The sequence below is a fragment of the Marinobacter fonticola genome, from assembly GCF_008122265.1.
GTDB lineage: Bacteria > Pseudomonadota > Gammaproteobacteria > Pseudomonadales > Oleiphilaceae > Marinobacter_A > Marinobacter_A fonticola.
Genome location: NZ_CP043042.1, coordinates 2452887 through 2479110, shown reverse-complemented (window position 1 = coordinate 2479110; position 26224 = coordinate 2452887). Strand labels below are relative to the sequence as shown.

General features: G+C 57.2%; 26 protein-coding genes and 1 tRNA gene. 24 read left to right on the top strand and 3 right to left on the bottom strand.

All coding sequences use genetic code 11. The features are described 5' to 3' along the window. The first annotated feature begins 22 nt into the window (after nt 1–22). Nucleotides 23–841, top strand: coding sequence for an NADPH-dependent 7-cyano-7-deazaguanine reductase QueF (gene queF / locus FXO11_RS10980; protein ID WP_148863009.1), 819 nt, complete (start codon nt 23–25; stop codon nt 839–841). A gap of 75 nt (nt 842–916) precedes the next feature. On the opposite strand, the gene FXO11_RS10975 is transcribed toward queF, so the two are convergent. After that, entirely contained in the window at nt 917–2335 is a 1419-nt protein-coding gene (locus FXO11_RS10975) for an adenylate/guanylate cyclase domain-containing protein (protein WP_406565630.1), read from the bottom strand. Nucleotide 2336: 1 nt separating this feature from the next. After that, on the bottom strand, nt 2337–2651 hold the full coding sequence (locus tag FXO11_RS10970; protein WP_148863008.1) for an Mpo1-like protein: 315 nt from the start codon (nt 2649–2651) through the stop codon (nt 2337–2339). Between the two features lie 277 nt (nt 2652–2928). Between FXO11_RS10970 and FXO11_RS10965 the strand changes: the two genes are divergently transcribed. The 18 genes from FXO11_RS10965 (at nt 2929) to secF (ending at nt 21014) form a co-directional block, all read left to right on the top strand. After that, nucleotides 2929–3489 carry a nitroreductase family protein gene (locus FXO11_RS10965; protein WP_148863007.1) on the top strand — a complete coding sequence of 187 codons (561 nt, stop codon included), beginning with the start codon at nt 2929–2931 and terminating at the stop codon, nt 3487–3489. Between the two features lie 198 nt (nt 3490–3687). Continuing rightward, nucleotides 3688–4089, top strand: coding sequence for a flagellar basal body rod protein FlgB (flgB, locus tag FXO11_RS10960; RefSeq protein WP_148863006.1), 402 nt, complete (start codon nt 3688–3690; stop codon nt 4087–4089). A 27-nt stretch (nt 4090–4116) separates the two neighbouring features. Beyond that, on the top strand, nt 4117–4566 hold the full coding sequence (gene flgC / locus FXO11_RS10955; protein ID WP_148863005.1) for a flagellar basal body rod protein FlgC: 450 nt from the start codon (nt 4117–4119) through the stop codon (nt 4564–4566). A 22-nt stretch (nt 4567–4588) separates the two neighbouring features. Beyond that, entirely contained in the window at nt 4589–5263 is a 675-nt protein-coding gene (locus FXO11_RS10950) for a flagellar hook assembly protein FlgD (RefSeq protein ID WP_148863004.1), read from the top strand. Nucleotides 5264–5284: 21 nt separating this feature from the next. Continuing rightward, nucleotides 5285–7228, top strand: coding sequence for a flagellar hook protein FlgE (locus tag FXO11_RS10945; protein WP_148863003.1), 1944 nt, complete (start codon nt 5285–5287; stop codon nt 7226–7228). A 119-nt stretch (nt 7229–7347) separates the two neighbouring features. Then, on the top strand, nt 7348–8103 hold the full coding sequence (locus tag FXO11_RS10940; protein WP_148863002.1) for a flagellar basal body rod protein FlgF: 756 nt from the start codon (nt 7348–7350) through the stop codon (nt 8101–8103). Between the two features lie 83 nt (nt 8104–8186). After that, nucleotides 8187–8975 carry a flagellar basal-body rod protein FlgG gene (gene flgG / locus FXO11_RS10935; protein ID WP_148863001.1) on the top strand — a complete coding sequence of 263 codons (789 nt, stop codon included), beginning with the start codon at nt 8187–8189 and terminating at the stop codon, nt 8973–8975. A 29-nt stretch (nt 8976–9004) separates the two neighbouring features. Continuing rightward, entirely contained in the window at nt 9005–9679 is a 675-nt protein-coding gene (gene flgH / locus FXO11_RS10930; RefSeq protein WP_148864884.1) for a flagellar basal body L-ring protein FlgH, read from the top strand. Continuing rightward, nucleotides 9676–10773 carry a flagellar basal body P-ring protein FlgI gene (locus FXO11_RS10925; protein ID WP_148863000.1) on the top strand — a complete coding sequence of 366 codons (1098 nt, stop codon included), beginning with the start codon at nt 9676–9678 and terminating at the stop codon, nt 10771–10773. Before flgH ends, FXO11_RS10925 begins: the two co-directional genes overlap by 4 nt. Before the next feature lie 8 nt (nt 10774–10781). After that, nucleotides 10782–11813: a flagellar assembly peptidoglycan hydrolase FlgJ gene (gene flgJ, locus FXO11_RS10920; protein ID WP_148862999.1), complete on the top strand. Its 1032-nt coding sequence runs from the start codon at nt 10782–10784 to the stop codon at nt 11811–11813. Between the two features lie 5 nt (nt 11814–11818). Beyond that, on the top strand, nt 11819–13843 hold the full coding sequence (gene flgK / locus FXO11_RS10915; protein ID WP_148862998.1) for a flagellar hook-associated protein FlgK: 2025 nt from the start codon (nt 11819–11821) through the stop codon (nt 13841–13843). Nucleotides 13844–13874: 31 nt separating this feature from the next. Further along, nucleotides 13875–15089 (top strand): flagellar hook-associated protein FlgL, encoded by a 1215-nt coding sequence (gene flgL / locus FXO11_RS10910; RefSeq protein ID WP_148862997.1) that lies wholly within the window; start codon nt 13875–13877, stop codon nt 15087–15089. A gap of 90 nt (nt 15090–15179) precedes the next feature. Next, a tRNA-Leu gene (locus FXO11_RS10905) sits at nt 15180–15266 on the top strand. 122 nt (nt 15267–15388) lie between these two features. Then, the gene (queA, locus tag FXO11_RS10900) at nt 15389–16462 is read left to right on the top strand and encodes a tRNA preQ1(34) S-adenosylmethionine ribosyltransferase-isomerase QueA (RefSeq protein WP_148862996.1); all 1074 of its coding nucleotides are present in this window, start codon (nt 15389–15391) and stop codon (nt 16460–16462) included. 14 nt (nt 16463–16476) lie between these two features. Next, nucleotides 16477–17607, top strand: coding sequence for a tRNA guanosine(34) transglycosylase Tgt (gene tgt / locus FXO11_RS10895; RefSeq protein WP_148864883.1), 1131 nt, complete (start codon nt 16477–16479; stop codon nt 17605–17607). 61 nt (nt 17608–17668) lie between these two features. Then, nucleotides 17669–18034, top strand: coding sequence for a preprotein translocase subunit YajC (gene yajC, locus FXO11_RS10890; RefSeq protein WP_148862995.1), 366 nt, complete (start codon nt 17669–17671; stop codon nt 18032–18034). A gap of 156 nt (nt 18035–18190) precedes the next feature. Beyond that, a complete protein-coding gene (secD, locus tag FXO11_RS10885; protein WP_148862994.1) occupies nt 18191–20068 on the top strand; it encodes a protein translocase subunit SecD in 1878 nt (625 codons plus the stop codon). Next, complete coding sequence (gene secF, locus FXO11_RS10880) at nt 20061–21014, top strand: protein translocase subunit SecF (protein ID WP_148862993.1); 954 nt, start codon at nt 20061–20063, stop codon at nt 21012–21014. Before secD ends, secF begins: the two co-directional genes overlap by 8 nt. A 157-nt stretch (nt 21015–21171) precedes the next feature. Here secF and FXO11_RS10875 read toward each other — a convergent pair whose 3' ends face one another. Further along, entirely contained in the window at nt 21172–21972 is an 801-nt protein-coding gene (locus FXO11_RS10875; RefSeq protein WP_148862992.1) for an inositol monophosphatase family protein, read from the bottom strand. A 226-nt stretch (nt 21973–22198) separates the two neighbouring features. On the opposite strand from FXO11_RS10875, the gene trmJ reads away from it, so the two are divergent. The 5 genes from trmJ to ndk all read left to right on the top strand — a co-directional run bounded on the left by trmJ (nt 22199) and on the right by ndk (nt 26186). Continuing rightward, complete coding sequence (gene trmJ / locus FXO11_RS10870) at nt 22199–22990, top strand: tRNA (cytosine(32)/uridine(32)-2'-O)-methyltransferase TrmJ (RefSeq protein WP_148862991.1); 792 nt, start codon at nt 22199–22201, stop codon at nt 22988–22990. A gap of 18 nt (nt 22991–23008) precedes the next feature. Beyond that, nucleotides 23009–23776: a serine O-acetyltransferase gene (gene cysE / locus FXO11_RS10865; RefSeq protein WP_148862990.1), complete on the top strand. Its 768-nt coding sequence runs from the start codon at nt 23009–23011 to the stop codon at nt 23774–23776. Between the two features lie 133 nt (nt 23777–23909). After that, complete coding sequence (gene iscR / locus FXO11_RS10860) at nt 23910–24395, top strand: Fe-S cluster assembly transcriptional regulator IscR (protein WP_148862989.1); 486 nt, start codon at nt 23910–23912, stop codon at nt 24393–24395. A 52-nt stretch (nt 24396–24447) separates the two neighbouring features. Beyond that, on the top strand, nt 24448–25617 hold the full coding sequence (locus FXO11_RS10855; protein WP_148862988.1) for an IscS subfamily cysteine desulfurase: 1170 nt from the start codon (nt 24448–24450) through the stop codon (nt 25615–25617). A gap of 140 nt (nt 25618–25757) precedes the next feature. Beyond that, nucleotides 25758–26186, top strand: a complete 429-nt coding sequence (gene ndk / locus FXO11_RS10850; protein WP_148862987.1) for a nucleoside-diphosphate kinase — start codon at nt 25758–25760, stop codon at nt 26184–26186. Nucleotides 26187–26224 lie beyond the last annotated feature (38 nt).

Here is a 26224-nt window from a genome sequence, read left to right as displayed (position 1 = left end):
AGGCTACGAACAGGATAAGACTATGGCACTGCACGACGCCCCTTTGGGCAAGAGTAGCGAGTATCCGGAGCGTTACGCGCCGGAGCTATTGTTCCCGGTACCGCGCCAGGATAACCGGCGCCGGATTGGGCTAGACGATGGCCGCTGGCCCTGGTTCGGTGCGGATTTGTGGCAGGCCTGGGAGTTGTCGTGGTTGCGTCCGAGCGGCGTGCCCGCTGTCGGGTGGGGCGTTATCCGCGTACCGGCGGCCTCGCCGACTATCATCGAGTCCAAGTCGCTCAAGCTGTACCTGAATTCGCTGAACCAGGAAGTCTTTTCCAGTCACGAACAGGTGCAAGAGCGGATTGGCGAGGATCTATCCAGCGCATGCGGGGCGGTGGTGTCGGTGGAAATCTATTCGGTGGATGCGCCCTCAAGCATCGTGTCCCGGCCTCAGGATTTCGAGTTGATCGACGATGAGCCGGTAGAGGTTGATGCCTACACGCCGTGTCCAGAGCGTTTGGCCGCTGGCGGCGATAGGGTCAGCGAAGCGTTATGTTCTCACTTGCTGAAAAGCAACTGTCCGGTGACCGGCCAGCCGGACTGGGGCAGTTTGCTGATTCGCTATTCGGGTCGGAAGATCGACAGGGCGTCGCTTTTGCACTATGTCGTGGGGTTCCGCCAGAAGCAGGATTTTCACGAACACTGTGTGGAGACTGTCTTCACCGACCTCATGACCTATTGCCAGCCTGAGTCGCTGACCGTGAGTGCTCATTACACGCGCCGTGGCGGTTTGGATATCAATCCCTGGCGCAGTACCGATCCGCATGAACCGCCGATGCCCCGCCTATTGAGGCAGTGAACCGAAGCCGCCGGCCCCGCAAGCTACATGCGCTCGAATGCATGGCGATTAGAACCGTGGTCGCGAGGGCCGGCGTTAAGGAACGTCGTCCTCCTGACGTAGACGGTCGACGGCTTCTTCCAGAGCGCGCAGGATATCGGACCGTTCGTTGCCCCTAACTTTGTCCGAATCCAGGTACATCGCGAAGCCGGCGTGTTCGTGCTCGAGGAAGCTGCGTTCGGCGCCCAGATCCCGGCGGAAGTCGATGACCTCGTAGATAGGGACCGGGCGGCCAAAACCTTTCACCGTAATTTCCCCTTTGTCCCGGCACATAATCTTGTCCTTGATCAGCGAGAAGGTCTCGTAGGAAATCAGAATTTCTCCGGGATCGGCCAGGGACTCAAGTCGGCTCGCCAAGTTCACTTCTTTGCCGATGATCGTGTAATCCATTCGGTTTTCAGCGCCGAAGTTGCCGACCGTGGTATAGCCGGCGCTGATGCCCATACGAATTTCCAGTGGTGTCTTGATGCCTTGGCTACGCCATTTCTGGCGCATGATCTTCATGTGCTTGCGCATATCGATCGCCATCGAGACACAGGCCAGGGCGTCCTCCCGGGGTCCTCTGCTGGTGGGATCGCCAAAGAAGATCATGATCGAGTCGCCCACGAACTTGTCGATGGTACCGCCGTATTTAAGCGCGACCTGAGACATTTCGTTGAAGTAGTGATTGAGCAACTCGGTCAGGGCTTCGGGCTCCATTTCCTCGGAAAGCTGAGTAAAGCCTTTGATATCCGAGAAGAAGATGGATAATTTCTTACGCTGGGTTTCCAACCTTACATCCCGCTCGCCGGTAAAGATCGATTGCCACACCTGGGGCGAAAGGTATTTAGACAGTTTGTGGGAGAGGGCGATGGATTGCTCGCGCTGATATTGGATCTGGGACTTGGCGGTCATCAGCGCCCGCGCCTGTTGATGGGCGTAAAAGGCGGTTATGCAGATGTACAGTCCGGTACAAAGCAGAGCGACGAGGCTCAACAGCAAAGGCGCCTGAAGCGAGGGTGCAAGACCATTTAATCCCACGCCAAGCAATGCGCCGATGACGAGCCAAAGAATCCCGAACAGCCACTGACGCATGCCGCCCACCAGCATGCAACTGAACATGAGCATCATCGTCACGGACAAAGCGGGGATGGCAATCAGGCCTATGGTGCCCACAAACGCGCCGCCAACGGCACAATCGAGCAACAGCATCTTGTGGCGGATACGGGGGGATTGCCGCAGAAACGTCCGCCGGGTCATAAAATGAACCGCGTGCGGCCAGAGCAGGGCGGCGGGAATTAACCAGATCAGCCACGCAGCAAATAAGCCGGTGTGCAGGCCGGTGAAAATAATGGCCGCTGCACCCACATAAGCCAGTACTCGACCGTTGTAGTCGGGCATCGGCGGAATGACGACGGGTTTGCTCTGGGGGTCCAGCAACAGGGATTTGCCACTCGCCAGCGGTGCATTCATCATTTCAGAACCGGATTCGGCCCGTCAGCATGTCCTTGAGCATGACCCAATCGCCCAGGAGACTGTATAGCGGGTATTTGAATGTGGCTGGCCGGTTCTTCTCGAAAAAGAAGTGTCCCAGCCAGGCAAAGCCGTAGCCGATGACCGGCAACAGAAGCAGGTAGATCCATTGCGTAGTGGCCATAGTGTAAAGCAGTACTGCGATGACCAGCATGCTGCCCAAGTAGTGTAGGCGGCGGCAGGTAGGATTGCTGTGTTCTTCCAGGTAATAGGGGTAAAACTCGGAAAAGCTTTTGAATTCACGATCTTCTTGGGTCATGACTTTCCGCCGGTAACTTCTTGTTATAGTCTTCAAAGCATTAATCATGTGCCCCGGTAGCCAGGGAAAAACGGCATTGCTGCGTCCTGGACCTCATCCTTGGCTGAGCCTTTCGCGGCTATCGTTGAAACCCGCTTTGGACGCCAAAAATTAGGCACTTCTACGTATGCCTCAAGGTTAGCAGTAATACCGAAGTGGCTCAATTATAGTGCGATCTGCGTCGATCTGGTTTTATATTTCCTTGTCAAACCAGGCCCCTGACAAACCAGGAACTTATATGAGTGAGCTTGTTAATTCGATTTTGAACCGCTCGTCCGAACCAAGACTGGCGGAACCCGCACCGGATGCCTCGGTTCTGGAAGAGGCTTTTGCCTGCGCCGCCAGGGCGCCTGACCATGCGCTCCTTCGTCCCTGGCGCTACCTGATTATCGAGGGTGACGGCTTGGAGGCTTTGGGCGACGTATTTGCGGCGGCGGCCGATCCGGATGATCCGTTGGCCCCCAAGGTTCAGAAACTGCGTCAAATGCCTCATCGGGCACCCATGATGATTGTCGGTATTACGCGCCATCAGAAGCATCCCAAGGTCCCCGAAATCGAGGAATCGCTGTCTACCGGGTGTGGCATGGCTTTCCTTTTACTTGCCCTGGAGGCTCGCGGATATTCGGGAATGTGGCGTACCGGGCCGGTCGCCTACCATTCAGCGGTGAGAGAAGGGCTCGGCCTGGCCGCAAACGAAACGATTACCGGCTTTCTCTACGTTGGTACGCCAATCGTCAATAAACCGTCCGTCGCTCCGGCCGAAACAAAGAGTTTCGTTTCGCGGTGGCCCAACGATTGAGGCATTAATACTGCATCCAGCCGGCAGGGGGAAAGCTCTTGCCGCTTTGCTTCCCCGCTTGCATCCCAGAACTAGAAAGTTTCCGCTCCAGCCTCGCCTTCACCCGCTTTTAGCCAATCTGGCATCCCAATTGCTTTAGATTCATCAAAGTCGATTTTCGGCAACTTTTTGTTTTGGGCAACTCCGCGGAGAAACGGTATGGCCATCAATTTCAACAACGCTTTGGGTGTGCATGAGCGAGCGGTGAATCTCCGGATTCAAAGAGCTGAGGTTTTGGCCAACAACCTGGCGAACGCGGACACGCCGGGGTTCAAGGCACGGGATATCGATTTTCGTGCCGCCCTGGGCGCCGCCGAGGCGACGTCCCAAGGGCTATCGATGACCCGAACCAACGACGGCCATATCGACACGGGAGCGGCCATGACCGAACGGGCAGCGCTACTATACCGGAATCCACACCAGCCTTCGCTGGACGGCAACACCGTGGATGCCCAACAGGAGCAAGCCACGTTCATGCGCAACTCGATGGATTTTCAGGCCAGTTTCCAGTTTCTGAACAGCAAGTTTACCGGCCTGACCAAGGCCATTACCGGCCAGTAACGGTTTCGCAGGTAGAGGATCAATACCATGTCACTCGGCAACATTTTTGATATCGCAGGCTCCGGCATGACCGCCCAGTCCCTGCGGCTGAATACCACCGCTTCGAACATTGCCAACGCGGAAACCGCCAGTTCCAGCACCGATGAAGCCTATCGTGCGCGCAAGCCGGTATTTTCCGCCATTCAGCAAAACATGATGAATCAGGACGGGTTCGGTTCCGGCTGGGGGCCTGAAGGCGCCGCCTCCGCCGGTGTCCAGGTTGATGGCGTGGTTGAAAGCGATGCGCAGCTACAGATGCGCTACGAGCCGAATCACCCGGCCGCGAACGAAGACGGCTACGTGTATTACCCGAACGTCAACGTGGTCGAGGAAATGGCGGACATGATGTCCTCTTCCCGCAGCTTTGAAATGAACGTCGACGTGATGAACACCGCCAAGTCGATGATGCAGCGCATCCTCACCCTCGGCCAGTCGTAGCCGGCTCAGTAAGGAGTAACCCATGAGCGCGATAAATAATACCGCCGCCGCTGATGTACTGAGTCAGTATCAGACGCAAAGCAGTTCGGCCGGCGCCTCCGATGAGTTGGGCAAAAATGAGTTCATGGAGCTCATGATTGCTCAATTGAAGAATCAAAATCCGCTGGAGCCGCAAGACAACGGCGATTTCATTGCGCAGCTTGCCCAGTTCAGCTCGCTGGAAGAGATGCAGGGATTGTCCGGCAGCGTGCAGGACGTCGTCGGTCAGTTTCGCTCCACTCAGGCGCTGCAGGCGTCGGCAATGGTCGGCCGCACGGTGCTAGTGCCGTCCCAGACCGGCATTCTCGGGGCCTCCCGGGAAGTTGAGGGCGTAATCGGTGTACCGGCAACCACATCGAGCCTGCGTGTCGACGTGATGAATTCTTCCGGTGAACTGGTGCGCCAGATTGACCTTGGCGCGGCCCAGGCCGGTCAGACGTCGTTTACTTGGGATGGTAAAGACAGTAGCGGCAATGATCTGCCGGAGGGCGCGTATATGGTCAAAGCCAGTGGCAGCTACAACGGCAGCACGGAGCAGCTCGGCACGATGGTCAGCGCCAATGTGGACAGTGTTTCCTTGGGTACCGCAGGCAGCGTAACCCTGAACCTCGCAGGTATGGGCTCGATCGCCCTGTCCGATGTGCGGCAGATTAACTAACAGTTTTTAGTGAGGTGAAGTATGGCGTTCAATATCGGTCTTAGTGGCCTTCGAGCCGCGTCTGCTGACCTGGATGTCACTGGCAACAACATTGCCAATGCCAGCACGGTGGGTTTCAAGGAGAGCCGCGTCCAGTTCGGCGACCTTTATGCCAACGGTTTTTTGTCGTCGGGTTCGGCGCCCATCGGCGATGGGGTGAATGTTCAGGACGTTAAGCAGTCATTTGGCCAGGGCAATATCAGCTTTACGGATAATGGCCTGGACATGGCTATTAGTGGCGATGGCTTTTTTATGCTGAACAACGGCGGCGAAATTCGATACTCGCGTGCAGGCCAGTTCAGTATCGATAAAGACGGGTATGTGGTTAATAACCAAAGCATGCGCGTTCAGGGCTACACCGCGGATGGCGATGGCAACCTTTCAGGCGTGCGTGGGGATCTGCAGATTGAAACGGCTAACCTGGCGCCGCGGCGGACGACTAATTTGCAGACCGACGTCAATCTGGACTCAAGGCAGACCGTACTCGAAAACCGGGTTGCCTTCCTGATCGGGGGAGAGGGGTCTAACCCCTCTGCCGCAGAGACCAGCGCTATCCTTGGAGAATCTTTTACTCTTACTTATCAGGATGGCACTACGCAGTCCCAAACCTTGCCTACGGCACTGACGCCTGGACAGGGTGCAGATTACCTGGCCGAGTTATTAAACGGTATCGAAGGTATTAATGCGTCGGCACGCACCGAGCAGCGTATTAGCGGGGCGAATCTGACCCAGTTGAACAATGCTTTGGGTCAACCCGATTTTCAGTTTAGCGTCTCGGTTGCCGGTGCTTCCGATGTCACATTCGACAGCGGCGATGTGGGGTCGCCTGCCTCTTTAGAAAATCTTGCCGCCGCGATTACGGCCGCGCCTGGCTTGTCTTCCGTCAGTGCTGAGGTGGACGGTGGTAATCTGGTTTTACGTGATAGCCGCGGTCAGCATCTGAGCACGTCGTTTGACAGCGTTGCTTCCGGCGATAGCGGCTCCGTTGCAACCGATGGTTTCCTGATGAGCCTGTCGGCCGACGACAGCATCAACAGCGCTACCTCGCCCGATGCGGGCTCCGATATCGTGGCCTACTTTAACAATGGCGCTGCCAATCCAAGCGTCACCAACGCCTTCAACCCGATCGACCAGCGCACGTATAATCACGCTACGTCTACGACCATTTACGATAGCTTGGGCAACTCGCATGAGTTGACGCAATTCTTTGTCAAAGACCAATCCCCTGGAAACGGGGTGGGGCAAAGCCAATGGTCTGTTTATCTGCAAATCGACGGTGAAATGGTTGCGGGCACTGACCAGTCGCCTTACACCGCTCTCTTTAACCAGGACGGTTCCCTGGAGTCGATCAATGGCAACACCAATGGCGAGATTATCGTAACCGACTGGGTACCGAAAAATGCCGCGGGCGATCCCAATGGCGCCGATGGTCCGCCTATCAACCCGGGTAACGTCGTGAGCCCCATTCCGGAGCCGCCCACGAGTTCGGCCTTTGTCTTGAACCTGGGGGACGCTACGCAATACGGGGCATCCTTCGGGGTCAATGACCAGCAGCAGAACGGTTACTCTACCGGGCGTTTGTCCGGGCTGGATGTCTCCGATCAGGGGGTGATCTTTGCCCGTTACACCAATGGACAGTCCAAGTCCTTGGGGCAGGTGGCTCTGGCGGCATTCAATAACACCGATGGCCTTTCACCGACGGGGGATACCTCGTGGGTAGAAACCTTCGAGTCCGGACAGCCGATCATTGGGGCACCGGATACGGGTACTTTGGGGTCGATCAAGGCGAGTTCGGTGGAAGAGTCCAACGTCGATCTTTCGGCGGAACTGGTGAACCTGATCATCGCCCAGCGTAACTACCAGGCCAACGCCAAGACCATCGAAACTTCGGATTCCGTCACCCAGACGATTATCAACCTCCGCTAAACCTGCCTTCCACAACAGCCGTGAGCCTCTGAACTCACGGCTGTTGCTGCTTTTCGATTTTCTGGCACGACTTCTGCTTTAACTCTACCAAGAGTCAAAAATCCGGCAGGAGTTTTCCCATGGATAAATCCATCTTTATCGGTATGTCCGGCGCCAAGCAAACCATGCTGGCGCAGCAGGCGCATGCCAATAACCTGGCGAACGTTAATACCACAGGCTTTAAACGGGACTTCGCCCAGGCCCGCAGCATGCCGGTCTTCGGCGAGCACTTCCCGACGCGCGCCTACGCCATGACCGAGCGCCCGGGCACCGATCTTTCTGCCGGCGCCATGATGGAAACCGGCCGAGCGCTTGATGTTGCCATCGGCGGGGAAGGCTGGCTGTCCGTTCAGGCGCAGACGGGGGAAGAAGTATTGACCCGCTCAGGCAGTTTGAACGTCGACGTCAACGGCATGTTGCGTACCGCAACCGGTGAGCCCGTTCTCGGAAACGGCGGCCCGGTTGCGTTACCGCCATACGACAGCCTGGTGATCGGCCAGGACGGCACTGTCTCGATCGTGCCCGTAGGTGGACCGCCAGATCAATTGGTGGAAGTGGATCGCCTGAAGCTGGTGAATCCGCCCCAGGATGCGCTGATGAAAGGAACCGACGGTTTTGTCCGCCGCAAGCCGGATCAGGCCATCGACGGTGCCGAACCACTGGATGCGAGCGTACGGTTGCAGTCCGGGTTTCTCGAAGCGTCCAACGTCAACGCGGTGGAGGAAATGATTTCCAACCTTGAGCTTGCACGGCAGTACGAGATGCAGGTGAAGGTCATGCAAACCGCGAAAAGTAATTCCGATGCGACGGCACGGCTGTTGCAGAACCTTGGTTAATAGCCGGATTTAGCCGGAGAGAATGATCGGACGGCGGCAACAATTCGCCGCTTCGACGATCGATTCCATGCAGGAGACAAACAATGCATCCAGCACTTTGGGTCAGCAAAACAGGTTTGAGTGCGCAGGACACCAACATGTCCACCATTTCCAACAACCTGGCCAACGTGAACACGACGGGCTTTAAACGAGACCGTGCCGTTTTCCAGGACCTGTTGTACCAGATCAACCGTCAGCCAGGCGGCATGTCCACCGAAAATTCCGAGTTGCCCTCAGGTCTGCAGCTCGGTACCGGTGTGCGTGTGGTGGGCACCGCCAAGCAGTTCACCCAGGGCAACCTGCAGGTGACCGAGCAGCCGCTGGATATGGCGGTCAACGGCCGCGGTTTCTTCCAGGTATTGCTGCCGGATGGCGAGATCGCCTACACCCGGGACGGGCAGTTCCAGCTCAACGCGGACGGTGACGTTGTCAACGCCAACGGTTATCCGCTGGAGCCGAATATCAACGTGCCGGAGAACACCACCAGCATCACCATCGGAACCGACGGCACGGTCTCTGCCGTCATCGAAAATCAGGCCGCTCCGGTGCAGCTCGGTGAAGTGACGCTGGTGGACTTCGTCAACCCGCAGGGCCTGATGGCCGTCGGTAACAACCTGTTCCGCGAGACCAACTCCAGTGGCGACCCCCAGGAAGGTGAAGCGGGTATTGGCGGTCTCGGCACCATCGAGCAGGGCATGACTGAATCGTCCAACGTCGAGGTGGTGGAAGAACTGGTGAACATGATCACCACCCAGCGCGCCTACGAAATGAACTCAAAGGTGGTGTCTACCACCGACCAGATGCTCCAGTTCCTATCTCAGAACGTTGGCTAAGGCCGCGTGACGGGAAGGGAGGTTAAATGATGAAACTCCGATTCACACCGATTCTGATCGTATCGCTGGCCCTGTTGCAGGGCTGCCAGGCGGTCAGCCGTCCACGGGCGATACCCGACGATCCTGCGTTTGCCCCGGTCAGGGCGCAGTCCATGATGCAGCGCGATCCGTCCTCCGGCGCGATCTATCAGACCTCCCGTAACTTCAATTTTTACGGCGACACGGTGGCTCTCAACGTCGGCGACATCCTGCTGATCACGCTTGAGGAGCAGACCCAAGCCTCCAAGGACGCGAAGAGCAGTATTACCAAGGACAGCGAGGTCAACTTCAACGACGGCGGTATCCTTGGACTCAACAAGTTGAATCTGGGCACCAACCCCAAGTTCGAGCGTGATTTCGAAGGCGATGCCCAGGCCGATCAAAGCAACAGCTTGAACGGTAGCATCACGGTCACGGTCACCGAGGTGTATCCCAACGGCATTCTGCGTATCCGCGGCGAGAAGTGGTTGTCGCTCACCAACGGTGACGAGTACATCCGCCTGACCGGGCTCGTGCGTCCCCAGGATATCAACCCGGACAACACGATTTCTTCCAATCGTGTCGCTGACGCCCGTATCGCCTATGGCGGAACCGGCGATTTCGATCAGGCCACCCGTCAAGGCTGGATGTCGCGCTTCTTCAACAGTGAGTGGTTCCCGCTATGAAATCGTTACGCGCATTTATTGCGTTCATTGCATTCGCCGTATGGGTCCAGCCGGTACTGGCTGATCGCCTGAAGGACATGGCGCGGGTACAGGGTGTACGTTCGAACCAGTTGGTGGGTTACGGCCTGGTCGTGGGTCTCGATGGCACCGGCGATTCGGCGCCGTTCACCGACCAAACGTTCCGCAACCTGATGAACCAGTTCGGCATTACATTGCCGCCGGGTGTCAGCCCCAAGCTGGACAACGTGGCCGCTGTGACGGTTCACGCCAGTCTGCCGCCGTTTGCCAAGCGTGGTCAGGACATAGACATCACCGTGTCGTCCATCGGCAATGCAGACAGTCTGCGCGGCGGTAGCCTGCTGATGACGCCGCTGAAGGGTGCCGATGGCCAGGTATACGCGATGGCCCAGGGGAGTTTGGTCGTCGGCGGCTTCGGCGCGTCCGGGCAGGACGGATCGCGCATTTCCGTCAACGTTCCGAGTGTGGGGCGTATTCCCAATGGCGCCTCGGTCGAGCGCGAAGTCATCTCGCCGTTCAGCCGGGGGGATACCATTACCTTCGATCTGCTGCGCCCGGATTTCACCACCGCTCGCCGGGTCGTTGAAACCATCAACACAACCCTGGGTCCGGAGATGGCCTACGCCCATGACGCGACATCGATTTCGGTCAAGGCGCCGAGGGATCCTTCCCAGCGGGTGGGCTTCCTATCGGTGCTGGAAAACATGGAGGTCGACCCGGCACAAGAGGCCGCGAAAGTCGTGATCAATAGCCGTACCGGCACCATTGTTGTGGGGCAAAACGTGCAGGTCAGTCCGGCTGCGGTGACCCATGGCAGCCTCACGGTGACCATCGAAGAGAACCCCCAGGTCAACCAGCCGAACGCCTTTGCACAGGGCGACACTGTGGTGACACCGGATAGCACGATTACCACGACCCAGGAACCGGCACGGATGTTCAAGTTCGGTCCGGCGGTAACGCTGAACGAAATCGTTCAGGCGGTTAATCAGGTTGGCGCAGCCCCCGGTGACGTGATGGCTGTGCTGGAAGCGCTTAAACAGGCCGGTGCATTGCGCGCCGAGCTGATCGTCATCTAGGTGTTGTGATGCAGAGCTCTCGTCTCGACAGTGCGCAGTTCTATACCGAATTCAGCGGCCTCAACGCGCTGAAGACCCAGGCGCGCACGGATAAAAAGGCTGCTCTGGAGCAGGTGGCCAAGCAGTTCGAGAGCCTGTTCATGTCCCAGATGCTGAAGTCCATGCGCTCGGTGAACGACGTGTTTGCCGAGGGCAATTACCTCAATAGCAGTCAGTCGAAGTTCTACCAAGAGATGTTCGACAACCAGTTGACGCTGTCCATGAGCCAGCAGCAGGGCCTCGGGCTTTCCGATGTCCTGGCCCGGCAACTGTCACGCCAGATTCCCGGCATGGACGACGGCGGCACGAAGGCAACGGGCCATAAGGCCACGATTGCGGACTACGATCGCAGCCTCCCGGCCTTATCGCCGCGCTTGCCCAAACAAGTTGACGAGGTTAAGGCGATCTCAGAGAGCGTGGCTGCTCAAAAACCGCGTGAAGCCGTTGTCGAGAAAGAGGTTGCCGAGACTGTCTCCATCGATCTGCCGGAAACGTTCGAGTCGCCTGAGCATTTCGTGCGCACACTGCTGCCGATGGCAGAGGCTGTCGCCGGCGATTCCGGCATCGATCCCCGGGTGATGGTGGCCCAGGCTGCGCTCGAGACCGGTTGGGGCAAGCACATGATCAAGGCCGCCGACGGCGAACACAGCTTCAATTTGTTCGGTATCAAGGCCGACAGCCGTTGGCAAGGCAGTGCGGTGGATATCACGACCTCCGAATACCGTGAAGGCGTGAAAATGAATGAGCGTGCGGCTTTCCGTGCCTACCCGGATTACCAGTCCAGTTTCGAGGACTATATCGGGTTCCTGGAACGGAATCCGCGTTACCGCGACGTGTTGGCGGTTGCCGATAATCCCGAGGCCTTTGCGGATGGATTGCAGGCGGCAGGCTATGCAACAGACCCGGCCTATGGCGCGAAGATCCGTCGCATTCTCAATAGTGATTCTTTTGAGGCAATCACAGGGGAGACCCTGTCCCTCAATCAGCGTGGTGAGGAGTAAAGGATATGGCTGGCCTGATCAATATTGGTCTTTCCGGCATTCTGGGTCACCAGACTGCGCTGAATACCACGGGCAACAACATCACGAATGCCAACACGCCGGGTTATAGTCGCCAGGAGGTGATGTTCGAGACTCAGGATGGTTTGCGTTCGGGGGCCGGTACGATCGGTACCGGCGTTTCCATTTCCAACATCCGACGTCTTGCGAACGAGTATCTGGTACAGCAAGTCCGGGAAAGTTCTACGCTTCAGGGCGAGCAAGCGGCGCTCAATACCGAACTCACACGGCTTGATAATTTATTGGGCGGTGAATCGACGGGCCTGAGCAACGCACTCAATAACTTCTTTGCCAGTTTGCAGAATGCGGCGGAAGATCCCACGTCGTTACCCCAGCGGCAGATGGTTCTCAGCGAAGCCCAGCAGGTGGTCAATCGCTTTCAGGCGCTGCAAGAAGTCATGATTCAGCAGCGTGAATCGGTCAAAACCCAGATGCAGCAGGGCACTAAAGATGCCAATACGCTGCTCAACAGTATCGCCGAGTTGAACCTGGCGATTTCCGAATCGCCGGGCCTGGCTCAGGGCAAGATGCCCAATGAGCTGATCGATAAGCGTGATGAAAAACTGAGGCAGCTTTCCGAACTGGTCAGTATCAAAGTCAACGAGACTCAGGGCAGTCAGGTGAACGTGTCGCTGGGCAACGGCCTGGCGTTGGTTACCGGCGCAAATGCTGCTCAGTTTGGTACGCGGGAAAACGCCGCTGATCCGTCAACGCTTGAAGTGACCCTGAAAGCTGGCGGCCGTACCCTGGAGATCGATGACCAGATCAACGGCGGCAAGCTGGGGGGATTGCGCCGCTTTGAAAAAGAAGCCCTACAGCCAGCCTTCGATGAGCTTGGCCGGGTCGCTTTGGCGCTCTCGGCTTCGGTGAATCATCAGCATGAAATTGGTATGGATCTGGAAGGCGACTTGGGTGGTCTGTTCTTCACCGATATCAATGCATCTGCTGCCCAGACCAGCCGCGTGATCGCGAACGACAACAACCAGGCGCCGAACAACGCGCAACTGGCGGTCGAGATTACCGACACCGCTGCCCTCGAGGGCAGCACCTTGACGTTGAAGTTTGGGGAAAACGGCAACTACGAGCTGATCAACGAAGCTACCGGGGAAACCGTTAACCAGGGTCGCCTGCCGGATATGCCGAGGGCCGAGATCACCATGCCCGGTTTCAACATCCGGTTTGAAGGCGGCTCGATCAATGCGGGCGATAGCTTCCGGATCCAGCCCACACGTAACGCCGCGGCCAATATCGGATTGGAGGTCCGCCGGGATGAGGATCTGGCACTGGCAAGCCCGATCAAGGCGACCACGGCGGACGCGAACAAAGGGTCGGGAACGATCACACAGGGCACGATGCTTAATGTCCGGAATCCGATTACCAACGCGTTATTGCCCGGATTCACGGAACGGCAAAACCTTGCGAACGGTCCGCTTGAGGTCAGCTTTGAGCTCAACGCGAGGGATGAATTGGAATTCGTTGTCACCGACGCCAATGGCAGTGAGCTTAACCGGGATACTTTTAAAACCGGGCAAGCTAACACGCTGTTCAGCGACTCGCCCAATGACGGCCCTGCGTACCAAGGCTTCCAGTACAGCGTCTCTGGCCAGCCGGAACCGGGCGATACGTTCAACATAGCGTTCAACGCCGGCGGCGTCTCGGACAACCGCAATGCCGAGCTTCTGGCGGCACTCGGTACCGCCAATACGATGAACGGCGCCAGTCAAAGCTTTGCCGAGGGCTATGCCGGATTAGTTGAGGACGTTGGCGTGAAGACCCGCCAAAGTCAGCTCGATCTGGAAGCCGGCAGCACCCTGCTCGAACAAGCCACCAACCAGCGCGAATCGGTGTCTGGCGTGAATTTGGATGAGGAGGCCGGCAGGCTGATCCAATACCAGGCTGCCTACAACGCCTCAGCTCAGGTCATTTCCGTGGCTCAGGACTTGTTTAACACATTGCTGCAAAGCTTCCGATAATGGCTCCGGTCTCGGGGCGAGGTGATGCCGAATGATTCGAATTTCTTCGCAACAGGTTTTTTCCAGCGGTATTAACAGGCTGCAGGAATTGAACAGCAACCTGAACAATACTCAGGAGCAGATTTCCACGGGCAAGAAGGTGAACAGGCCGTCCGACGACCCTGTGGCCGCTGCTCGCATTCTCAAGCTGGATCAGGAGGTCAAGCGCATTGAGACCTATCAGCGCAATGCGGACCTTGCGAGTAATCGGCTGCAGCAGGAAGAGGGCGCGCTTTCCAGTGCAGTCGATATTATTCAACGTGTTCGCGAGCTGACGGTACAAGCGGGGAACGGTTCGTTGTCGGCCAACGACCGCCAGTCGATTTCCTCGGAGTTGAAAGAGCGTTTGGGCCAGCTGGCGAATGTCGCCAATACCCGCGATGCGTCCGGCGAGTATATCTTCAGCGGTTTCCAGGGCTCGCAACCGGCCTTTGTTAAACAACCCGACGGCAGTTGGCAATACAATGGTGACGAGGGCCAGCGCAAGCTGGAAATCGACGACGGCGTCACTGTGGCGATCAGTGATCATGGCAAGGGTATATTTGCCGCGGTTCCGGCTGCTATTACCGCTGTTCCGAATGCGGCTAATAGTGGCGGCAGCTATGTCTCGGGCCTTGAATTGACAAACGCACAAGCGCTGAAGGACGCGTTCGCTCCCCGTGTACCGGACGATCTAACCGTTTCTGTCGGTCTCGGTGGCCAAATATCCGTAACCAGCCCGGACGGCACCGATCTTACGCCCACGCCTGCACCTAGCGTCGGCGACGAGTTCGAAGTCGCCGGGGTGAAAATGACGGTTAATGACGCTCAGGACGGCGACGAGTTCAGTATTGCTATCAACAAAAAGCAGTCCGTTTTCGGCACTATCGAAAACCTCATCGCGGGTCTCGACTCGATGGAGAAATCTTCAGGTATGGGGCGGGCCCAGTACGACGCTTTCATTTCCGAATCGCTAGCCAATCTGGACAACGCGCAAGAAAGCATCCTGCTGAAACAGACAGAGCTTGGCGGCAGAATGAACGCCGTGGAGTCCACCCAGGGATTCTTAGACGACTCGGCACTGTACTCGAAGGATATTCGCTCCAAACTGGAAGACGTGGACTACGCCGAGGCGGTGAGCAATCTGAGCTTCCAAAGCTTTGTGCTGCAGGCCGCGCAGCAGTCCTTTGCCCAGGTGTCGCAACTGTCGTTGTTCGATCGTCTCTGATTCGTTTTTTTAGTATTTTGGCCCCGCTTTTTTGCGGGGCTTCTGTTGACGTTGAAATTCGCCTCAGTATAATCGCCACACTCTCCAGTCGCCGGGGTGGTGAAATCGGTAGACACGCGAGATTCAAAATCTCGTGCAGGCAACTGCGTGTGGGTTCAAGTCCCACCCCCGGCACCAAATTCCAGAATGTATAGCGCACCCTCCGGGATCTGAGCCAACCTTTGGCCCGTTCTCTAATGACAGGTCCTAGTGATAGGCCTTAGCGATAGGTCCCCTTGCCAAGATTGGGTTGAGCCTCCATGAAAGTCTCTGATTTCCATTACGACCTTCCGGATGAACTCATCGCGCGTTACCCCCTCGAAGAACGCACAGCAAGCCGCATGCTGCACCTGGACGGACTCAACGGTGCCGTCAGTCATGGGCATTTCCGTGATCTTCTTGATCGGCTCGAACCCGGCGACCTATTGGTATTCAACAATACCCGCGTGATCCCGGCTCGTCTGTTTGGCCAGAAAGAAACCGGCGGCAAGCTGGAAATCCTGGTGGAGCGGGTTCTCGATCAGCGCGAGTTGCTGGCTCATATCCGATCCTCTAAATCGCCGAAGCCAGGCCAATTGGTACGGATTGAGGGGGGCGGCGCTTTCCGTATGGTCGAGCGTCGGGATGCGTTGTTCCGTTTGGCGCTGGAAGAGGGCGCCGATTCCGTGCTCTCGCTGCTGGAGGCTGTGGGGCATATGCCCTTGCCGCCCTACGTAGATCGTCCTGACGAATCCACCGACCGGGAACGCTACCAGACGGTTTACGCCCGCGATCCGGGGGCGGTTGCAGCGCCGACCGCGGGACTGCACTTCGATGAGTCCATGCTGACGGCGCTGACAAAGCGTGGTGTAGAGCAGGCGTTTGTCACGCTGCATGTCGGTGCAGGCACGTTCCAGCCAGTACGGGTGGACACGATTGAAGAACATCGAATGCACAGTGAGGTCGCTGAAGTGCCACAAGCGACTGTCGATGCGATTTATCGCACGCGGGCACGGGGCGGCCGGGTTGTCGCCGTGGGAACGACATCAGTGCGCTCTCTGGAGTCCGCGTCTCGCGATGGCGAATTGAAGCCATTTCAGGGCGAAACCGACATCTTCATTTACCCGGGTTACCGCTTCCAGTGTATCGACGCGCTAGTGACCAACTTCCATCTACCGGAATCCACGCTCATCATGCTGGTTAGCGCCTTCGCCGGCTATGACGCAGTCATGAAGGCCTATCGGGAAGCTGTGAACGAACGCTACCGTTTTTTCAGTTATGGCGATGCCATGTTTGTCACCGGCCAGCGGATGTCGGTTCAGGCTGAGCAAGCGCTTCAGGAGTTAGATCAATGAGTGACCGTTGTTTTATGTCCTTCGAAACCAGCGCGACGGATGGCAAAGCGCGGCGAGGAACCCTGACTTTTCCTAGAGGAGAGGTCCAGACCCCGGCTTTTATGCCGGTCGGCACCTACGGCACGGTGAAGGGCATGTTGCCGCGGGATATCGAGGGCATCGGCGCCCAGATTATTCTGGGTAATACCTTCCATCTGATGCTGCGCCCGGGCACAGAGGTGATCAAGCAGCACGGCGACCTGCACGATTTTACCCAGTGGCAGGGACCGATTCTGACCGATTCTGGCGGCTTTCAGGTTTTCAGTCTGGGAGAAATGCGCAAAATCACGGAGCAAGGCGTGACCTTCCGCTCGCCCGTCGACGGCGCACCGGTGGAGCTATCGCCGGAAATATCCATGCAGGTCCAGCGTGACTTGGGTGCGGATATCGTCATGATCTTCGATGAATGCACGCCTTATCCAGCCACGGAAAAGCAGGCTGAAGACTCCATGGAAATGTCCTTGCGCTGGGCCAAGCGTAGCAAGGAGGCCCATGGCGACAGTCCTTCGGCGCTGTTCGGTATCGTCCAGGGCGGCATGTACCCGCCGCTTCGGGAGCGTTCTCTGGAGGGACTGGTCGATATCGGTTTCGAAGGTTATGCCATCGGCGGGCTGTCGGTGGGTGAGCCCAAGGAAGAGATGATCCATATCCTCGACCGCTTGCCGCCGTTGATGCCGGCCGACTGCCCACGTTACCTCATGGGCGTGGGCAAGCCCGAGGATATCGTCGAAGCCGTACGCCGCGGCGTGGATATGTTCGACTGCGTCATGCCCACCCGCAATGCCCGCAACGGGCATTTGTTCACCTCCGAAGGCGTGGTGAAAATCCGTAACGCCAAGCACCGTAGCGATACCCGTCCTCTCGACGACCGGTGCGACTGCTATACCTGCGAGCACTTTTCTCGGGGCTATCTGCACCATCTCGACCGCTGCGGCGAAATGCTCGGTTCGCAACTCAATACCATCCATAACCTGCGGTATTATCAGAACCTGATGGCCGGATTGCGTGGTGCCATTGAAGCAGGTACATTGTCGGACTTTATCGAACAGTTCTATGCACGTCGGGGACAGCCTGTGCCGGCCATGACCGCCGAATCTGAAGACTGATGTGCGCCCACTACCGGATAACGAGTCGGGCCCGGATTTTAATCAATAACGGAGTACACGAATGAAAGCTTTGCTCAACGCGCTTACTGTCAGCCTCGCGGCGTTTCCGGCGATGGCATTTGCACAGGATCCTGCTGCAGGCCAGGGTATGGGCGTCATCGGCCAGATCATTTTCTTTGCCGGCTTTATCTTGATCTTCTACCTCCTGATCTGGCGCCCGCAATCCAAGCGTGCCAAGGAGCATAAGTCACTGATGGCGGGTTTGAACAAGGGCGACGAGGTGGTGACATCCGGTGGTATTGCCGGCCGCATCACCAAGGTCACCGACGATTTCATCGTGGTCGAAGTGGCTGACAATGTGGAAGTTAGGGTTCAGAAGGTTGCCGTAGCCACCGTGCTGCCAAAAGGCACCTTGAAAGACATCTAAAACCTTCCTGAGGGGCACGCACGTGCCCCTTGTTTTATCGGGTCCTGGAGCCATCCTGGCCGGGTGCTGATAGAGGCGCAGTCGATCCAACGCCCGGCTGCGGCAGGTATTAAAGAATGACACAGGGCTGGCTTGGTCCAGCAAACAAGGCATTCCATGCTCAATAAATTCCCGCTCTGGAAAAACCTCGTGATTCTGGTCGCGGTTGTGATCGGTTTCATCTACGCATTGCCCAACCTCTTTCCCGACGACTATGCGATCCAGATCACCGGTGCTCGCAGTAGCACCCAAGTCGATCAGGCCACCCTCAATCAAGCGGTCGAGGCGTTGCAGCAGGGCGGCATCGAGGTCAAGGACGCGTCCTTGAATCCCCCTGACGCGCTTATCCGGGTCAATAATGCAGAAGCCCAGCTCAAGGCACGTCCTGTTGTGCAGGAGGCTCTGGGCCGTGAATACCTAGTGGCCTTAAACATGGCACCGACAACGCCTGAATGGCTGCGCAGTATCGGGGCCGGCCCCATGAAGTTGGGCCTGGATTTGCGCGGCGGCGTTCACTTCCTGCTCGAAGTCGATATGGCAAGCGCGCTGCAGAAGCGACTCGAGGTTTTTGCCAGTGAGATGAAGCGTGAGTTGCGCGAAGAGCGCATCCGTTATCGCGGTGGCGACGTCGGTGAAGGCAATACCATTGAACTGACATTCCGCGACGAGGCCTCTCGCGAGGAGGCGTTCGACCTCGTTCGCAATCAGTACAATCAGTTCCTGCTGGATGAGACCGAAGGTGAGGATGGTCAGCCGAAGCTGGTGTTGACGCTCTCCGAACAGGAAGTGACTCAGATAGAGGATTACGCCCTCCAGCAGAACCTCACCACCATCCGCAACCGTGTTAACGAACTGGGTGTTGCCGAACCGTTGGTTCAGCGCCAGGGTCGCGACCGTATTGTGGTCGAGTTGCCCGGTGTGCAGGACACGGCTCAGGCCAAGCGGGTATTAGGCGCAACCGCCAACCTGGAATTCCGGATTGAAGCTCGGCAGGATGCCCCCGACAGCGCCACCGAGGTGTATCCCTTCCGGGATAACGCCGACCGTACCGCGCGTTTGGAGCAAGAGATTATTGTCACCGGCGAGAATGTGGCCAACGCCCAGCAGGCGTTTGACGAGAATGGTCAGCCGCAGGTCAACATCACCATGGACGGCACGGGTGGCGACATGATGACCCGTGCGACACGGGATGCGATCAAGCGCCGTATGGCTGTGCTCTTCATCGAATATCGCACAGAAACCGTGGAAAGACGGGTCGACGGCGAAATGAGGGAGGTTGAAGAGCGCAAAGTTGAGCGGAGTATTATTAGCTTGGCGACTATCCAGTCAACGCTGGGCAGCTCTTTCCGCATTACGGGTCTGGATTCCACCACTGAAGCTGCGGAATTAGCGCTTTTGCTCCGGGCCGGCTCCCTGGCTGCGCCCATGTACTTTGTTCAAGAGCGCACGATTGGCCCAAGCCTTGGGCAAAAGAATATCGATGCAGGTGTGATGTCCGTCACGGTAGGTTTAGCGCTGGTTCTGCTGTACATGCTGGTGTACTACCGGTTCTTTGGTCTGGTAGCCAACACTGCGCTGGCGATCAACCTGATGCTGCTGGTGGCGTGCATGTCGATCCTCTCCGCCACGTTAACGTTGCCGGGCATAGCCGGTATCGTTCTCACCGTCGGTATGGCTGTCGACGCCAATGTGCTGATATTCGAGCGCATAAAAGAAGAGCTCAGACTGGGCGTGCCGCCTCAGAGTGCAATTAACGCCGGTTTCTCGCGGGCGTTTGTGTCGATTTTCGATGCCAACATCACCACGCTGCTGGTCGCGATTATTCTATTCGCTATGGGTTCCGGGCCGGTCAAGGGCTTCGCCGTGACACTCTGTATCGGCATCCTGACCTCGATGTTTACAGCGCTGCTGGTCAGTCGGGCCATCATTAACATGATTTACGGCGGTCGCAAGGTTGAAAAGCTTGCAATCGGAGGGAAGCTTGCCAATGGCTAAACTGACCGAAAAAACCATCAATTTTATGGGGATCCGGCGCATTGCGTCGGTGGTGTCCCTGGCATCCGTCGCGCTTTCCATAGTGATCCTGGCGATTAACGGCTTGAATCTCGGCTTGGACTTTACGGGCGGCACGTCTGTCGAGTTTTCCTACGAACAGGCGCCGTCGCTCGAAGACGTCCGCCAGACGCTGGATGAGGCGGGCTACGATGAATTCGTGGTGCAGAATTTTGGCGACGAAACCTCCGTGCTGGTCCGTCTGCGCCAGGATTTCGACGACGAGCTGGCGTCTCGCATTACGGGAGACCTCAGAGCAGCCGGTGACAATCTAGACATGGTTCGAGCCGAATTCGTCGGATCGCAAGTCGGCGACCAGTTGAAGGAAGACAGCGGGCTGGGGCTTTTGCTGGCACTGTTCGTCGTGCTGATTTACGTTGGGATGCGTTTCCAGTTCAAGTTCGGTGTTGCTTCGGTATTGCCATTGGCCCACGACGTTATCGTGGTTCTCGGGATCTTCTCTCTGTTCCAATGGACGTTCGATCTAAGCGTGCTTGCGGCCCTGCTGGCGGTTATCGGTTACTCGCTGAACGATACGATTATCGTGTCTGACCGTATCCGGGAGAACTTCCGCAAGCTACGCACGGGTACGACGGAAGAGGTGGTGAACCACTCCATCACCGAGACTTTAAGTCGAACACTGAACACTTCCGGCACCACGCTGGCGGTACTATTGTCGCTTTATTTCCTGGGTGGCGAGGCCATCCACAATTTCTCCGTGGCTTTGATCATCGGGATTATTGTGGGTACCTATTCTTCTATCTATGTATCGGCGAATCTGTTAATTGTGCTTGGTGTGACGCGAGACGACCTGATAGTCCCGCCGAAAGAAGGCGCAGCCGGACAGGAAGAGGAAGAGCAGCCGCCGGAGTGGCTCAACCGGATGTGATGCCCAGGGGCACCGTCGGAGCAGCCAGCAGGGCTGCCCCGTTTCCGGACTGACGCACGATTCCCGTTATAATACGTTGACCAAAAGAAAGGCCGCTTTTTGCGGCCTTTCTTGCGTGTGGGCTACCAGCTTGGGAGCACAGACAGGGCTGCTTGCATTAGCGAGGCAGTCTTCCGCGGAACGGATGCAGGGTCTTCAGGACATCCTTGAACAGCTTGGGATTGGCGATGACCAGTTGGTGGCTTCCCTGGCTGGACGGATTGCCCGCGAAGTCGCCGGACAGTCCTCCGGTTTCGTGAGTCAGCAGCAAGCCCAGCGATAACTCAACCGCTGTCGGGCGGAACAGAACAACGCTATCCAGGTGGCCGGCGCTGACGCGCGCTAAGTCCAGCAGAACGCAACCGCAGGTACGCACCTGTGCCGACTCCCAGGCAAGGGTGCTGATCAGTTCGCCCCAGACCAAGGGCTCGTCGGTTTCGCGTGTAAAGTTCAACACGTTTGTCGAAACCGTGGCCTTGGCCATTTGCTGGGAGCCGCTCATGCGGATTCGGCGGCTATTCAAGGCGGCACCATGTCCGCGACTGGCAGAGTATTCTTCCCCGGTAATTGGATTCACCAGAAGCAAATGCTCGGCCCGGTCCTGTTTCTTCTGAACCAGGGCCAGTGCAAAATCGGGAATGCCCCGCAGGAAATTTTCGCCGCCGATGAGAGGAAAAATGTGCCAGCTCAGTTCGTGGCCCGAGGCCTCAATATCGCCTGCCGGAGCGATATAGTGATCCTTGTACGCTTTCTGGAGTTGCTCGGAAAAATTGGTATAGAGAGAGGCTTCAGCGCGTTCCAGTTGCTGTCGGGCGCCGGCGTCATCTGAGGCGGCAGGGTCCTGACGTTCAAAATGGGCCTTGAGGTACTCGGAACCCTGGCGCGCAATGCGCAGGGCCATCTTAATCGCTGGTTGCATGGAGCTCTCTGTTACCTGGCTGTTCAAAGGCCGCGTATGATAGCAAATCGCTCTGGCGCCTTGTACGTTTTTTGGTTAACTCACGCGTAGTGGATTACCCGGGTAATGCAGTCGGCAAGCGTGATGTTGGGGTGGTTTCTGGTATCATGGCTCGCCTCGTTATACGGATGTAGTTTTACCCCGTTATACCTTGATCCCGATGTACCCGAGGCGACAGACAAACATCATGACTGCAACTAATCCTCATGCCCATCTTCGCATTGTCCTTGTCGAAACATCGCATTCGGGCAACATCGGTGCGGTCGCCCGTGCGATGAAGAATATGGGGGTGGCTAATCTGTGGCTGGTGAATCCCGCCTCATTCCCGGACGAAGCCTCCTATGCGCGCGCTTCCAGCGCTTCGGATGTCCTCGATCGGGCCCGGGTGGTCGATACGCTGGACGAAGCGATTTCGGACTGTGTGCTGGTAATGGGCACCAGCGCTCGCGGGCGCAAGGTGCCCTGGCCCGTGATCGCGCCGCCTGAATGTGCCGAGAGGGCGGCTGGACAAGCAGGCAGGGGAGACGTCGCGCTGGTTTTCGGTCGGGAGAATCACGGTTTAAGCAACGAAGAGCTGCAGCGTTGTCACTACCATATACATATTCCGTCCAACCCGGATTACAGTTCGTTGAATCTGGCGATGGCCGTTCAAGTCATCTGCTACGAGTTGCGGATGCAGTTGTTGCGTTCACTCGAAGATGCGGGCGAAGAGACGGCCTTGCGTCCGATACTGCAGCCTGGCGATGCGGGTTGGGACGTTCCGCAGGCTTCGGTCAACGATGTCGATGGCTTTTTTGCGCATCTGGAACAGGTGTTGGTGGATATCGATTTTCACCGGCGGGAAAACCCGCGACAATTGATGGCCCGGCTGCGCCGGCTATTTCAGCGCGCGCATCTGGATCAGATGGAGATCAATATTCTGCGAGGTATTCTCACGGCCGTGCAGAAGAGTGCCGGGGCGAGTCAGAATCGCCAATAGACTTATCAGAGGTTCCTTATGTTTGATGGTTTGCGCGAAGATATCGACAGTGTATTTCACCGGGATCCGGCGGCACGAAATACCTTCGAGGTTCTGACCAACTATCCGGGTTTGCATGCGCTCCTATTTTACCGGTTGGCTCATAGTCTCTGGTGCCGCGGCTTTAAGTGGCTCGCGCGAACGATATCGACTTTGGCCCGTTGGTTGACGGGTATTGAGATTCATCCGGGGGCAACGATCGGTCGTCGTTTTTTTATCGATCACGGCATGGGTGTGGTCATCGGTGAAACGACGGTTATCGGCGACGATGTTACCTTGTATCAAGGCGTGACTCTGGGCGGCACAAGCTGGAACAAGGGCAAACGTCACCCAACGCTGGGCGATGGCGTCGTGGTGGGCGCCGGGGCCAAGATTCTCGGGCCTTTCGAGGTGGGCGCCAGGGCAAAAATTGGCTCCAATTCCGTGGTAACTAAAGCGGTTCCGGACGATGCAACAGTGGTGGGCATTCCCGGCCGTGTCATCGTCAAGCGTGATGGCGCCGAAGAGGGTGAGAAGCGGCGCGAAATGGAAAAGCGCATGGGCTTCGATGCTTATGGCGTCACCGAGGAGATGCCGGACCCTGTGGCCCGCGCGGTGCGCAGTCTGCTCGACCACATGCAGGTGGTGGATGACCGGATCGAGAACATGTGCAAGGCTTTGCAGCGAGTGGACAACGAGTACCGCAACGGCAGGATGCCGCACATCGATGAAGAGGATTTTGATTGCGTTCGGGATGATAAGGACTGATCGATATGTTGCGGTTAAGTGACTGCTATATCGATAGTTTTTGTCGAAACCCTAATACTTGACTGAAATAGTCGGTCAATTCATACTTCTAGTTTGAAGTTATGAATCTTTCGACCTCTCGAGGCAGTGATCCATGCGACTGACCACCAAGGGGCGCTACGCAGTGACTGCGATGCTCGACTTAGCGCTGCACGCCGAAGGCGGGCCCGTCACGCTGGCAGATATTTCCCTGCGCCAGGATATTTCCCTGTCTTACCTTGAGCAGCTCTTCGCCAAACTGCGCCGCCATAAGCTGGTTGTCAGTGTGCGTGGTCCGGGTGGTGGGTACCAGCTCGGTCGGCCTCACGATACCGTTTTTATTTCCGAGGTTGTCGACGCTGTTAATGAATCTCTGGATACGACACGCTGTCAGAATAAGGGTGACTGTCAGCAGGGAGAGAAGTGTCTGACCCACCATCTCTGGTCGGATCTCAGTGAGCAGATCCATACGTTTTTAAGTGAGATCAGTCTCGCCGACCTGATGCGCAAGCGAGAAATCCAGGTGGTGGCGCATCGTCAGAACCAGCGCCAGGCCGAGGCCATCAATACCCGGCGCCTATTGCAGGGCGATCCTGTCTGATTCCATGCCTGTGCGGGCCTGCCCCGCCGGGCCCTGACTACTCCAGGGTGCTATGAAAAAGCCAGTTTACTTCGACTACGCCGCTACAACCCCCGTCGACCCCCGTGTTGCTAACCGGATGGTGGAGCACTTGACCCTGGACGGTGTGTTCGGCAACCCCGCATCCCGCTCTCACGGTTACGGTTGGCAGGCAGAAGCGACCGTCGAAGGCGCCCGGCGTCAAGTCGCCGATTTGATCGGCTCGGATCCGAGAGAGATTGTTTGGACCTCCGGTGCGACTGAGTCAGATAACTTGGCGATCAAGGGTGTGGCTTCACGGTTTCCAGGCGGTCACATCGTTACTTCAGCGATTGAGCACAAGGCCGTGCTGGATACCTGCAGTTGGCTTGAAACGCAGGGTATGCGCGTAACCTACCTGGCGCCGGATGTTAACGGGCGGATTACGGTCGATCGGGTTGAAGAGGCCCTAACGGAAGACACTTGCCTGGTCAGCGTTATGTGGGTCAACAATGAGTTGGGCGTGACCAACGATGTTCCGGCCATTGGCAGCATGCTCCGTAATCGCGGGATCCTTTTCCACGTCGATGCAGCTCAGGCGGCCGGCAAACTGCCGATCGACCTTTCGCGGGTCAAGGTGGACCTGCTTTCCCTTTCCGGTCACAAGGTATACGGTCCTAAAGGGATCGGTGCGCTTTACGTGCGTCGCGATCCGAATGTCCGAATCGACGCGCAGATTCACGGCGGCGGGCACGAGCGGGGCATGCGTTCCGGCACATTGGCTACCCATCAGATTTTGGGGATGGGCGAAGCCTTCAGGATCGCGGCCGACGAGCTGGATATTGAGCGCGAACGGTTGTTCGCGCTCAGAGAGCGTTTCCTGGCGGCGGTACTGAGTATCGAGGGTGTTTCTCTGAATGGGCACCCGGAACTCACCGTTCCCGGTATTGTCAATCTTAGCTTTGAAGGCGTGGACGGTGAGTCGTTGATGCTTGGTCTGCGCGAGCTGGCGGTGGCGTCCGGCTCGGCGTGTACTTCGGCATCCTTGGAGCCATCTTACGTACTCAGAGCTCTGGGCGTCAGCGATGAACTGGCGCATAGCGCGCTTCGGTTCTCCTTGGGGCGATTCAGCAACGAAGAGGAAATCGACTTCGCCGCCTCGGAAATAGCCTCCGTACTGGGACGTTTACGGGAGCTGAGTCGTTCGAGGTCGGGTGTCAGGTAGGCAGTGGCCGGCTTCCCGCGTATAATCGCCGTCTAGTTTTTCACCTGAGGAACCTCTGAATAAGTCCATTGGCGCTCCCAGAAAGCCGGAAGCGCCAATGGACTTATTCAGAGATTCCTAAAACCAACTGGAGATTTAGCATGTCTATTGAGCGCACGCTCTCTATCGTTAAGCCGGATGCGGTAGCCAAGAATGTCGTTGGCGAAATCTACTCCCGCTTCGAAAAAGGTGGCCTGAGCATCGTGGCTGCGAAAATGATGCACCTGACCCAGGAACAGGCCGAGGGCTTTTATGCTGAGCACAAAGAGCGGCCTTTTTTCCCGGATCTCGTGGCATTCATGACGTCCGGCCCGGTCGTGGTTCAGGTTCTTGAAGGCGATGGCGCCATCAAGAAAAACCGTGACCTAATGGGCGCAACCAACCCGAAGGAAGCGGACGCTGGCACTATCCGTGCTGATTTTGCATCCTCCATCGACGCAAACGCTGTTCACGGCTCCGACTCGGCCGAGTCCGCCGAGCGCGAAATCGCCTATTTCTTCAACGACAACGAAATCTGCCCACGCGGTTGATTTCGTCAGGGGCGGGGAGGTGTTCTTCCCGTCCCGAC